This window comes from Thalassobellus citreus (genome assembly GCF_044385915.1).
Lineage (GTDB): Bacteria > Bacteroidota > Bacteroidia > Flavobacteriales > Flavobacteriaceae > Thalassobellus > Thalassobellus citreus.
The window spans coordinates 1-12,044 of the sequence record NZ_JBISCC010000098.1; the positions used below are offsets into that span (position 1 = coordinate 1).

Below are 12,044 nucleotides of genomic sequence, written 5' to 3' on the forward strand. Positions count from 1 at the left end.
AAATACACTACTGCCAACAAAGCATAAAATTAATGGCTGGTTTTAGCTTACTTGGAAAATTCCTTCGGAATTTTCCGCTGGTAAGTTTCTATTTACTAAATTAGTACTTAAACGCGCCACTAATATTATACGTAACCGTTGCCATTAATTTGAATGAACAGAGAACAAATCAAAAAAGAGTTTCAAGAAAATTTCAGAGAATTAAGAAAAATACTTAACTCTTGGGAATTAATTCCTGGCGCACCAAAAGACGAATTTGATGGACTAAATCGTCAAATTTTGAGCAATTTATACAAAGGTGCTGACTTGGAAAAGATAACTCGTGTTTTGGAAAGTGAGTTATCTGTAACCTACGGACTTTATCACGATGAATTTGGAGCAGATGAAATGGCTTCTGAAATAATTGAATGGTGGAACTTAAAACTTGCTGAAAGAATTCAATGATTTCGGACACAATCAACATAAAGGCTAAACTAACACTGTATCCGACTGAACAAGGTGGACGGAAAACAGGAATCAAAACTAATTACCGACCGAATCACGTTTTTGAATACAAAGAAAACTCGTCTGATTTTGTCACGACTTATATTGGACAAATTGAATTTGAAAAAGAATTGATTTTACCAAGTGAGACAGAGAATGTAAAAGTCCGATTTCTAAAACACCAGAACATTGCAGATTTGATTGAAAATGGAAGAATTTGGTGGATTCACGAAGGACCGAATAAAATCGGAGAAGCGGAAATAATTGAAATATTAACTGAATAAAAACTAATGGCAACAACATATATAATTTATTGCTGGTTCTAGCATACTTACGAAAATCCTCGCGGATTTTCTTGGTTTGTGTTTTATTTACTAAATTCAGTGCTTAAAACACGCAACAAATCATATATAAAAACGTTGGCACACATATAAAAAAACCATTTCCAAATTGAAAAATTCGATAATTTTAATAATTCTACTTCTAATTTCATTCAGCGGATTTACTCAAAATCTGACTGAAAAAGAGTTCGTAATTCTGACTTTTGAAATGGACAGAAATAAAGATTCTCACGGAACTTTTATTTACTATTGGGTTGCGGAATTAGAGAAATATGACAAAGTAGATGAATATAAAGAACCAAAAATATATTCTCTTTTTTTACACGAATTTTATGGCAGCGAACAATTAGAATCTTGTTGTTTAGGAAAGGTATCTTATCCTTACACAATGACAACTGGAACGGAATTTAATTTCCCTGAAAACTATAGCGAATATCTGACTGAATTGCGTGAATTAGTTAAAGACAACAGACAGAAAATCCAAGTAATCAAAAAAGAATGGAAAGACGGATACAAAGAAAAAGTAACTGTTTACGCAACAACGGTTCGTGGAAAATTATGTGAATGCGAGTTTGGAGGAAATACATATTTGACAAAAGGAGACCGAATCAGTTTTCCAAAAGGAAATTATGAAATAATAAAAAACTATTTGACTAATGAAAAACGGATTTTACTATTTAAGGACTTTTCCGATTTTGACTATGCAAATACTGATTATAGAACTGGAAAATAAAAAAATACGTGTGCCAACAAAGCATAAAATTAATGGCTAGTTTTAGCTTACTTGGAAAATTCCTTCGGAATTTTCCGCTGGCAAGTTTCTATTTACTAAATTAGTGCTTAAACACGCCACTAATATTATACGTAACCGTTGTGTGTAATGTGACAAACCAAGAATATGAAGTATAAAGTTTTAACTTTTTTCCTCCTTTTTAGCATTCTAAATTCGTTCGGACAGGAAATAAAAAAAATCACTTTGGAATATAAACGTCCTTATGGAAAGAATGCTTTCATTAGAATTGAATTATCTAAAAGCACTAATAACTGCTATATTTCTAATGTAACTCTTCAAAAGAACGAAATCATGGATTTTTTTAAAAACTCAAAAGAAATGCCCTCAAAAAACCCTATTGACTGTAATTCTTATGAATCAATAAATAATTTGGTTACTGATTTTGAAAAAAATCATCCAAATGAATTTATAGGATTTTCTGGGCTTCAAGACCCAAGACAATTTAAATTGGAATTTATGACGGACAATGGAATTAGAATATATGAATCTTGTATAGGACAAAGTTTTAAAACAAATGATAATACTTTAAAAAAATTTAATATAATCATCAAAGAAATTTTGGCTTTAGCGAACTATAAATGGAGAAGAATATTATAAAAACACTACACACAACAAAGTATAAGAAATAATGCTTAAATTTATTCCTAAATCAAAAGGTTAGTGCGCATTTGGTCACTCTGATTTTCCTACGGAAAATCCTCGGACACAAAACCGCACTATTCTTATACACAACCGTTGGCAACAAGCTAAAAAATGACTCAACAAACAAAAAACCATTTAGAAATTTTAAAAGAAATTATCGGGCTTTTAAAAAACAACGGACTTAAAACAGAACAAACCCTGTTGGAAAATGAAATAGCTGAAAGTTCAACAGGCGGAGAAATTTATATGAGAAGCGCTTCTCTTCTTCTGACTTTAAATCAACAAGAAAAAAATTAAAAATGGAAACTAATACATATTCACACAAAGGTTTCAAATTTGGAATTCTGGGAATTGGTCTAATTTTAATTATTGTCATTCTTTCTCTACTTTTCAACGTGTTAAAATATGATTTTATATCCATACTAATTGGCTTAACAGTTTTTGCAATAGGAATTGTTAGCATTATCGGATTTTTTAAATCTTTAAAAGGAATTAAAGAACCTAACACTTTCAAGAAAATAATTGGAATTATAATAAATTTTGGACTTGCAACTTTATTCTTATTGATTTTAATCGCCAATGGATATGATATATATAAAGCATTAATAATGTAAATAAAAGCCAGTTGCCAACAAAGCATAAAATTAATGGCTAGTTTTAGCTTACTTGGAAAATTCCTTCGGAATTTTCCGCTGGTAAGTTTCTATTTACTAAATTAGTACTTAAACGCGCCACTAATATTATACGTAACCGTTAGGCACAATTAGAAAAAATGAACGCACAAGAAAAATTTGAACATTTAGTCATTAACTTTTTTAAACCGATTTTTAAGGAAAACGGATTTAGAATACCAGCATTGAATTTTTATAAAGATTGTGGAGAATTTAGAAAAATCGTTCAAATTCAAAAAAGCCAATTCAATTCTAAAACAGATTTAAAATTCACGATGAATATTGGAATTTTTGACAAATTGATAAACGAAAAAATATCAAGGTTTGGCATAATAAAAACACCTAAACCACACGACTGTGCACTCGCAAAACGGATTGGAAAACTATTACCTGAAAAATTAGACAAATGGTATGAAATTAACTCTAAAACTTCTTTAGAAAAACTTCAGTTAGAATTAGAATCAGATTTGAATAATTATTTATTTCCTTATTTAAATAAATTTGAAATTATTGAAAATGTAGTTTCTGAATATAAAGAAGAAAAAGACCCATTTATAATATCAAAACCAATTGACCTTTATTACGCAATTCATCAACTCAATAACGGAGAAAAAGAAAAAGCGGAACCGATTGTTATTTCATACTTTTTAAAATGGAAAGGAAATCAATACTGGGAGGAAAAAATAACCGAATTAATAACTGAATATAAAATAACTGTGCCTAACAAAGTATAAGAAATAATGCTTAAATTTATTACTAAATCAAAAAGATAGTGCGTATTTGGTCTCTCTGATTTTCCTGCGGAAAATCCTCGGACACAAAAACGCACTATTCTTATACACAACCGTTGGCATTAATTAAAAAATGAACTTAAAAGCAACCGACAAAATTGACCAAAAATCTTACGACAAAGTAGTCGAATTACTTGTTGAATATAATTTAAGTAAAACTCAAGAGGTCTCAGATGAAATTAACAAACCGATTGAAATAATTGCTAAGAATAATAACGGAGAAATAATTGGCGGACTTTATGGACGTTCGATTTGGGGAACATTGGAAATAAAAACTTTCGTTGTGAAAACCGAAAATAGAAACAAAGGAATTGGACGAAAATTGATTATAGCAGCGGAAAAAGAAGCTAAAAATCTGAATTGTCGCTTTATTAGTTTGGACACTTTTTCATTCCAAGCACCTAAATTTTATGAAAGACTCGGATTTAAAAAAATTGGAACGGAAACTGATTTCCCAAAAGGATTTGAAAAATATTATTATCGAAAGGAAATATAAAAACTAATGCCAACAAAGTATAAGAAATAATGCTTAAATTTATTCCTAAATCAAAAAGTTAGTGCTTTTTTAGTCACTCTGATTTTCCTGCGGAAAATCCTCGGACACAAAATCGCACTATTCTTATACACAACCGTTGTACAACATTTGAGAAATGACTTCCGAAATCGAAAAAAGCAATAGAAAAATACTGTACTTTCTGAAAAAGAAATTCCCAATGGAAGTCGCAAAAGGAATTCGATTTGATTTAAGTAAATATTCAATTATTCCAAAAGGAAAATTTTTAAAAAACATCTATACTTGGAAATTAACGGAATTTGATTTTGATGCTTATTTGCTATCTATTCGCAATTCATATAAAACTGAAATAATGGGAACAGGTGGTGAATCAATGATTGAAATAGATACTGAAAGCAAACATAATGGAGTGATTTTAATAACGGAATCAAACCTTCCTGAACTTATAATTAGACCAGCATATCTGAAAGAAAAAATCGCGAATCTATTCCTCAAATTTGACAAAAAACTTATTGACAGAAAAGAATTTAACAAAAAATACATTTTGGAATCGTCATTAAGTCAAACAGAACTAGAAAAAATAATAACAAGAAATCTAACAGATGAATTAGTTAAAGTCAATGAATTTAGTTTGGAATTTAAAGACAATTCAATCTTTTTAAAATTTGAAAAAGAATTTAACGAAGAAGATTCTGTCAATCTTATAAAGCTTGGAAAAATAATAGAAACGGAATTAAAAAACGTTGTACAACAAAGTATAAGAAATAATGCTTAAATTTATTCCTAAATCAAAAGACTAGCGCGCATTTGGTCACTCTGATTTTCCTACGGAAAATCCTCGGACACAAAACCGCACTATTCTTATACACAACCGTTGGCGTGCATTAAGAAAAACAATGAGACGAATTATTTACATATCGACCTTTTTTGTCATCCTAACTTCCTGTAATTGGAATACTGACAGAAAAGAAAAACTAATCTCGACAGATACTACAAAAACAATCGATAAAGAAAAAATTACGGAATTAGACCAAAAAGAAGAAACAATTGAAAATTCATTGACTGATAAGCAGTATCGTAAATTGGCAGAAGAGATTGAAATTTTTGAAGGATTTGAAGATTTTGGAGGAACAATGATTTATGATAAAGACAAAAAGAAAAGGTCACTCGGTCATATTAAAAAAGACAGTCTTCATATAATTACTCTTGAGAAGATAAATGAAGGAAAAAGACCAAAAAGACAAATTCTTGACACATTACATTATATCAGTAATTCTGAAAACTATTACACTGACTTAATAGAATGTGAAGATGTGAAAAATAGTGATAGAAAGCTGATTTTCGGATTTCATTTCTATGAAGAAGGAAAAGAATACTTCGAAAAAATAGGATTCGCTTGGCAAGTAGATTTAAAAACAGACCAATTGGTAATAATAGAAACGGACGGAATCAAATGTTATAATATTGGTTACGGACTTTAAAATAAAAAACGACACGCCAACAAAGCATAAAATTAATGGCTGGTTCTAGCCTACTTGGAAAATTCCTTCGGAATTTTCCGCTGGCAAGTTTCTATTTACTAAATTAGTGCTTAAACGCGCCACTAATATTATACGTAACCGTTGTAACACATTTGTCCAAATCAAGAAAATGCAGGAATTCAAACATTGGAAAGAGTTTATTAACCGAGTTTTAATCGACAGCGGAAAATTTGAAAATCCAAAAACTGAATTTAAAGGAGATGCGGAAATTGAAACGTTCAAATCGACTGAAAAAAATTCTCTAACCGAAATTCGAGTTGGGTATTTAAAAGAGAATTTACTAATCTATTTACATATTTTCAATCCAACTATTCCTGGATATAATAAATTTGTGGAAGGAGATTATTTCCACCAACACGATTTTAGCGAAGACGGAAAATCTTATGGAAATCCCGCTTTAGAATTTAATGAATCGAATAAAAGAGGAATTTTTGAAATACTTGAACAAGGTCTAACTGGAACTGAAACACAATTCATTTTAAACGGTAAAATATTAAAATCTATAGTTGACACTTATGACGAACCTCAATATATAAGCAGATATGATTTTACGAATCGAGGTTTATTCGAGAAACTATTTTCAAAAAAAATTGAAAAAATCGATGGAATTATAAAGAAAGAAATAGAACTGAATAAAATATTTAGCGGAATAAAAAACGTGTTACAACAAAGTATAAGAAATAATGCTTAAATTTATTTCTTAATCAAAAGGTTAGTGCTTTTTTAGTCACTCTGATTTTCCTGCGGAAAATCCTCGCACACAAAACCGCACTATTCTTATACGTAATCGTTGCCTGTAATTATGAAAAACCTGCTTCCATCAATATTTTGTCTTTTAATTTTAGTTTCGTGCAAACAAAAAAACGAATCTGAAAAAGTAAAGGATTTAACTTCTACGAGTGAATTAATAAATGAAAAAATAAAAGAAATAACCGAATCGGACTATTATAATTTCTTAAACGATGTTTTGGAAGACAAGACAATTATTGAAAATAAAACATTAGAATATCCGGATTTAAAAAGTAATTCAGACTATTGGAAAGAAATTCTAACACCTCTAACCGAACAAGGTTCGGACGAAAGAATGTCTAAAATTTTGACTGACTCTGACATCGACTATATTTTCAGCCAATTTTCAACCGAAAAGAAACTAAAATTAGATTTTAACAAATTAAAACTTGACAATGTATCGGATGAAGTTCTTAAAAGTGTTGCTGACTATCTTCAAAGTGAGGATAGAACCAATAAAAAAAAGTATGACTATTTCGGTATTTATAATTTAACTATTCCTTTCTTTTCGCAGAATAAAAAATATGCTTTTATGGAGACAAGTATTTATTGCGGACAATTGTGTGCCTTCGATGGAATTGAGGTTTATGAATTTAAAAATGGAAAATGGGAAGTAATTGGAACAATTGGAAATTATACGATGAGTTAAATAACTACAGGCAACAAAGTATAAGAAATAATGCTTAATTTTATTTCTTAATCAAAAGGTTAGTGCTTTTTTAGTCACTCTGATTTTCCTGCGGAAAATCCTCGGACACAAAACCGCACTATTCTTATACACAACCGTTGTGCTTCATTATGACAAACCGCTAACCAATGATAAAATTCTTTAGAAAAATTAGAAAAAAATTGCTCTCTGAAAATAAGTTCAGTAAGTATCTGATTTACGCAATTGGAGAAATAATACTGGTTGTTATTGGAATATTGATTGCTCTTCAAGTGAATAATCAAAATCAAGTCAAAAACGAAAAAAAAGCCCTCAAGAATTACTTGAAAAAAATAGCAATCAATGTAAAAAGCGATATTAAAGTTGCGGAAATTATGATAGAGACAAGGACGCAACAATCATTATTATGTGCGGAGGTTACCGAATTGATTTCTAAAAAAGATTGGAGTGACCAACGAAAAATTACCAGTGCTGTATTTGTGATGATAATAGAACAACCTTTGAATTTTAATCGCAGTGGATTTGAATCCCTAAAGAATTCTGGATATTTACAGCATCTTGACAATCCGAAAGTGGAAGAACTGATTTATAACTATTATAATGCAGTAGATAAAGTGATATTTGAAGAATCAAGCCTACAAGTTTGGGCAAATGATTTAGATTTAGAATTACACAAAAGTGGCTTCTTTTCAGAATGGATTGAACTTGAAAAAAGACCAAATCAAAAACTTAATGAAGTTATAGGAAATTATACAGATGAACTTTGTAATCATAAAGGGAATGATATTGTATTGTCACTTTTATATAGAGGTTTCTTATTTACTGCTGACTTGACAAACTTCTATAAAGAGCAAATAACTAATGGAAATGAATTATTATTGGCAATAGAGAATTATGACAAAAAATAACGAAAGCACAACAACGTGTATAATTAATGGCTAGTTCAAGCCTACTTACGAAAATCCTATCGGATTTCCTATTCGGTTTTTATTTGCTAAATTAGTTGATTAAACACGCCACTAATCATACACAAAACCGTTGTGCACAAGTTGACCAAAAATGAGACTAACTGAATTAATCCTGATTTTACTAATTTCTAAAGTTTGCTTTGGACAGGATAAATACATTGGATTTTACTATGACCGTTTTCATGAAACTATTGAATTAAAAGCTGACTCTACTTTTATCCATAACTACAGATTTGACCTTTCATCAAGCTGGACAACTGGAAAATGGAAATCCAAAAATGACACAATTTATCTAACAACAATACTAGTAAAAGATACCGTGCGATTAATGAATTCTTCTCATAAGACAATTAATGATTCATTAGTTTTGTCAGCCGACCAAAAAATTGACCGAATTGAACCTAATGAATATTTTCTTAACCAAATTTCAAGTGGCGGACAAAATAGACAAAATCCACCACGGAAATTATTTTGGAAAAAGGAAAGACTTTATCGGATTAAAGAAAACGGAAACTTGGATTTGAGCAAGGCGAAACAGTTTTGGACTAGAAAAAAATATAAAACCTATTTCATTAAAAAAAACAAATAAAAACCTGTGCACAACAAAGTATATAAAAAATTGCTAGTTTTACCTAAACCAATGTTTGTTGCTTGTTTGTTAGCTTCTGATTTTCCTTCGGAAAATCCTCGCACACAAACACGCAACATTTCATATACATAAACGTTACCACACATTTGATAAAACAACCGAAATGATAGACTTTGAAAAAATTCCAACTGAATTAAAAAACCTATTAATACATTCGCTGTTATTGCCTTTTTGGTACATATCTATATTTATTTTCTTTCAAGAACTATATAAAACTAATGACTTTACATTGATAATTTCTACTTGTGTCTGTTTAACTATTTGCTCGGCATCTTTGTTTACTTTTAGCCTTATACTTAAAGACCCTAAAGAAAGTAAAAGGACTTTTTTAGATAAAGATGTTTCTGTAATCAGTTGCATTTTTCAAGTAATTTGGTTTTCTGCACTTTTAATAGTGTCCTATATTTCTAAAAAAATATTAAACAATACTTTTGAATTTTATGGTTTTGTTTTATTCTACTTTTCTCCTTTATTGTTGTATATAATAATTTCTTCTATTGATATAGAAAAGGACACAAATTAGGAAGAAAAAAAAATATAAACGACAAGTATAATATCAATAACAAAGAAGTGATAAAGATATTTTTTTTAGGTTTTATTTTTGACATAATATTTAATATTAAAATTAATAATCTGACCAAAGCAAAGCGAAACTGTTGCTTACGACTGACTTTTGGAACGTGAAATAAAAAAAACGTGTGGTAACAAAGCATAAAATTAATGGCTAGTTTTAGCTTACTTGGAAAATTCCTGCGGAATTTTCCGCTGGCAAGCTTCTATTTACTAAATTAGTACTTAAACGCGCCACTAATATTATACGTAACCGTTGTACGCAAGCTGAAAAAATGAACGAAGTCAAAATTGAAGTTTATCACAAAAAAGAGAAAGTGACTACTACTCTTTATGTTGAGCAATTATCTGAAAACAAATTTCGAATGATTGACAACGACTTTTGCAATCCAAAATTGACTTTAGGAACGGAATTCGAAACGAAAATAAACAAAGGGAAAAAACACGAGATAACAAAAATCACAAAAGAATCGGAGTTCATTACTCGTAGATTTGGATTAACACCAAACTATAAAGAATCAGACTATCGAATGCTCGGAGAGGAATTGACAAAAAGAGGCGGATTTTGGCAAGTTGACCTTGGTAGTTTTGCAACTGTCAACATTCCAAAAGATTTTGAATTTGACATTAACCAAGTAATAAAGGATTTGGACTTAAAACTGGTAGAAATAACCGAATGAAATATTTTAAACGAAATTGGAATGAAACCCGCGGAGATCAATATGAAAGTTGGGGGAAATCAGTATGGTTCTTTGAGACAGATAATAATGGCGAAGTTTTGAGACAAATTGAGGCTTATGAGAATGGAAAAGTCTTGAAATATGACAATCAAAATATTGAGGATGAATTTGGTGGACTTGCTGACCAAAATCTTGATTTAACTGAATTTAAGGAGTTTTCAATAGAAAAAGAAGAATTTGAAAATAAATGGAAATAAAAGCCAGCGTACAACAACATATATAATTTATTGCTAGTTAGAGCCTACTTACGAAAATCCTCGCGGATTTTCTATTCGGTTTTTATTTACTAAATTCAGTGCTTAAAACACGCAACAAATCATATATAAAACCGTTGGCAAACATTTGACAAAAATGACTCGAATAATAATTTTAACACTTATGCTATCATTCTTTGGACTTGGGAAAAGTAACGCCCAAAATGACAAAAAACTAACTGACGAAACCGAAAATGCAAAAGGAATTATAGGAAGATATTACGAAAATGACTTACCTGTAATAATGAAATTCGTAAATGAATTACCCGAAAAGAAAGTAATGTCTAAATTGCCTTTTCTGACTGTAGTTTCTTGGAAATATGACGGAACTAAAAATAATGGAATGCCTTTAACGGAAGTGAATAACCGAATGATTATTTTAGAAGACGCAATCGAAAATTCAATGAATTCGACTGAATTATTTACTCACGTGTATAGTAGAACTGGAAATAATTTAAAAGAATTCGCATATTATAGTTCGAGTCAAAAAGATTTTATGGAAATCCTAAATCGGACTTTGGAAAAACACGATGCTTATCCTATTGAAATCAATTTTTACGAGGACAAGGAATGGACTGATTTTAAAACTGTAATAAAAGATTTTAAAAAATAAAAACGATTTGCCAACAAAGCATAAAATTAATGGCTAGTTTTAGCTTACTTGGAAAATTCCTTCGGAATTTTCCGCTGGCAAGTTTCTATTTATTAAATTAGTGCTTAAACACGCCACTAATATTATACGTAACCGTTGTGCAACATTTCCGAAAATGGCATAGTTATTGATAATTTCCTACAATATTTTAATATCAAAAAAAACCATCTCAAATGAAAAAAAATTTACTATTTCTATTATTCGGTCTTTTAACAACTCTAAATTACGCTCAAGACAATAAAGACATCGGAACTGAAAAAATATGGCGTGTGAATTTTTTAAATCCTGCGATTGAATTAGAAATTCCAACTGGACAATTTTCGACATTTTCTTCTGCTCTCGGAATTGGTTATGGAGGTGGATATCCTGACTTGACTTATGGAGGAAGTGGATTTATTTATATAATTAGTCCATTCGCTGACTTTCAACAAAAATGGTTTTATAACCTAAATAAGAGAAACGGGAAAAATCGAAATACGGATAATAATTCTGGAAATTTTGTTTCGCTAAGATTTATAACACGTGGGAACTCAATAGCGGAAAATGTAAACCGAACTTCTGATTTTGATTTTGCATTCGGACCAACTTGGGGAATTCAAAGAAAATATGGCAAAAATTTTCATTTACTTTTTGACGTTGGCCCTCAATATTATATTGACACAAACGGAAATGGGAATATTTGGCCAATTATGTTACAACTGAATTTAGGATTTGACTTAAAAAAGAAATAAAAAACGTTGCACAACAAAGTATAAGAAATAATGCTTAAATTTATTCCTAAATCAAAAAGCTAGTGCGTATTTGGTCTCTCTGATTTTCCTGCGGAAAATCCTCGGACACAAAAACGCACTATTCTTATACACAACCGTTGGGTTTAATGCTGCTCACTCTATCGGAAAAAATAAAACTGATTAAAAACCTGAATTTTAGAACCCAAAGTTTACGCGGAATTTTAGCCAATTACCAAAAATAAAACTGT

19 protein-coding genes are annotated in these 12,044 nt (G+C 30.1%); 18 read left to right on the plus strand and 1 reads right to left on the minus strand.

Going from position 1 to position 12,044, the window contains the following annotated elements; genetic code table 11:
* The first annotated feature begins 153 nt into the window (after positions 1–153).
* The 14 genes from ACH5TX_RS01075 (at position 154) to ACH5TX_RS01140 (ending at position 8,789) form a co-directional block, all read left to right on the plus strand.
* Positions 154–444 carry a hypothetical protein gene (locus ACH5TX_RS01075; RefSeq protein ID WP_439337707.1) on the plus strand — a complete coding sequence of 97 codons (291 nt, stop codon included), beginning with the start codon at positions 154–156 and terminating at the stop codon, positions 442–444.
* Complete coding sequence (locus tag ACH5TX_RS01080; protein ID WP_439337708.1) at positions 441–767, plus strand: hypothetical protein; 327 nt, start codon at positions 441–443, stop codon at positions 765–767. Before ACH5TX_RS01075 ends, ACH5TX_RS01080 begins: the two co-directional genes overlap by 4 nt.
* Positions 768–933: 166 nt before the next feature.
* Complete coding sequence (locus ACH5TX_RS01085) at positions 934–1,557, plus strand: hypothetical protein (protein WP_439337709.1); 624 nt, start codon at positions 934–936, stop codon at positions 1,555–1,557.
* Positions 1,558–1,800: 243 nt separating this feature from the next.
* Complete coding sequence (locus tag ACH5TX_RS01090) at positions 1,801–2,214, plus strand: hypothetical protein (RefSeq protein WP_439337710.1); 414 nt, start codon at positions 1,801–1,803, stop codon at positions 2,212–2,214.
* Positions 2,215–2,370: 156 nt separating this feature from the next.
* Entirely contained in the window at positions 2,371–2,556 is a 186-nt protein-coding gene (locus ACH5TX_RS01095; RefSeq protein WP_439337711.1) for a hypothetical protein, read from the plus strand.
* A 2-nt stretch (positions 2,557–2,558) separates the two neighbouring features.
* Positions 2,559–2,873 (plus strand): hypothetical protein, encoded by a 315-nt coding sequence (locus ACH5TX_RS01100; RefSeq protein ID WP_439337712.1) that lies wholly within the window; start codon positions 2,559–2,561, stop codon positions 2,871–2,873.
* A gap of 158 nt (positions 2,874–3,031) precedes the next feature.
* On the plus strand, positions 3,032–3,664 hold the full coding sequence (locus tag ACH5TX_RS01105) for a DUF4304 domain-containing protein (protein ID WP_439337713.1): 633 nt from the start codon (positions 3,032–3,034) through the stop codon (positions 3,662–3,664).
* A 130-nt stretch (positions 3,665–3,794) separates the two neighbouring features.
* A complete protein-coding gene (locus tag ACH5TX_RS01110; RefSeq protein ID WP_439337714.1) occupies positions 3,795–4,217 on the plus strand; it encodes a GNAT family N-acetyltransferase in 423 nt (140 codons plus the stop codon).
* 217 nt (positions 4,218–4,434) lie between these two features.
* Complete coding sequence (locus ACH5TX_RS01115) at positions 4,435–5,010, plus strand: hypothetical protein (RefSeq protein WP_439337715.1); 576 nt, start codon at positions 4,435–4,437, stop codon at positions 5,008–5,010.
* 121 nt (positions 5,011–5,131) lie between these two features.
* Positions 5,132–5,716: a hypothetical protein gene (locus ACH5TX_RS01120; protein ID WP_439337716.1), complete on the plus strand. Its 585-nt coding sequence runs from the start codon at positions 5,132–5,134 to the stop codon at positions 5,714–5,716.
* Positions 5,717–5,885: 169 nt separating this feature from the next.
* Complete coding sequence (locus ACH5TX_RS01125; RefSeq protein ID WP_439337717.1) at positions 5,886–6,467, plus strand: hypothetical protein; 582 nt, start codon at positions 5,886–5,888, stop codon at positions 6,465–6,467.
* 111 nt (positions 6,468–6,578) lie between these two features.
* Complete coding sequence (locus ACH5TX_RS01130) at positions 6,579–7,214, plus strand: hypothetical protein (RefSeq protein WP_439337718.1); 636 nt, start codon at positions 6,579–6,581, stop codon at positions 7,212–7,214.
* Between the two features lie 167 nt (positions 7,215–7,381).
* Positions 7,382–8,140, plus strand: coding sequence for a hypothetical protein (locus ACH5TX_RS01135; protein ID WP_439337719.1), 759 nt, complete (start codon positions 7,382–7,384; stop codon positions 8,138–8,140).
* Between the two features lie 151 nt (positions 8,141–8,291).
* Positions 8,292–8,789, plus strand: a complete 498-nt coding sequence (locus ACH5TX_RS01140; protein WP_439337720.1) for a hypothetical protein — start codon at positions 8,292–8,294, stop codon at positions 8,787–8,789.
* 258 nt (positions 8,790–9,047) lie between these two features.
* On the opposite strand, the gene ACH5TX_RS01145 is transcribed toward ACH5TX_RS01140, so the two are convergent.
* Entirely contained in the window at positions 9,048–9,209 is a 162-nt protein-coding gene (locus ACH5TX_RS01145; protein WP_439337721.1) for a hypothetical protein, read from the minus strand.
* Between the two features lie 485 nt (positions 9,210–9,694).
* Here ACH5TX_RS01145 and ACH5TX_RS01150 point away from each other — a divergent pair, with 485 nt between their 5' ends.
* The 4 genes from ACH5TX_RS01150 to ACH5TX_RS01165 all read left to right on the plus strand — a co-directional run bounded on the left by ACH5TX_RS01150 (position 9,695) and on the right by ACH5TX_RS01165 (position 11,796).
* Entirely contained in the window at positions 9,695–10,099 is a 405-nt protein-coding gene (locus ACH5TX_RS01150) for a hypothetical protein (RefSeq protein WP_439337722.1), read from the plus strand.
* Complete coding sequence (locus ACH5TX_RS01155; protein WP_439337723.1) at positions 10,096–10,356, plus strand: hypothetical protein; 261 nt, start codon at positions 10,096–10,098, stop codon at positions 10,354–10,356. Before ACH5TX_RS01150 ends, ACH5TX_RS01155 begins: the two co-directional genes overlap by 4 nt.
* A gap of 154 nt (positions 10,357–10,510) precedes the next feature.
* Positions 10,511–11,026 (plus strand): DUF695 domain-containing protein, encoded by a 516-nt coding sequence (locus ACH5TX_RS01160; protein WP_439337724.1) that lies wholly within the window; start codon positions 10,511–10,513, stop codon positions 11,024–11,026.
* Positions 11,027–11,238: 212 nt separating this feature from the next.
* Entirely contained in the window at positions 11,239–11,796 is a 558-nt protein-coding gene (locus ACH5TX_RS01165) for a hypothetical protein (RefSeq protein ID WP_439337725.1), read from the plus strand.
* Positions 11,797–12,044 lie beyond the last annotated feature (248 nt).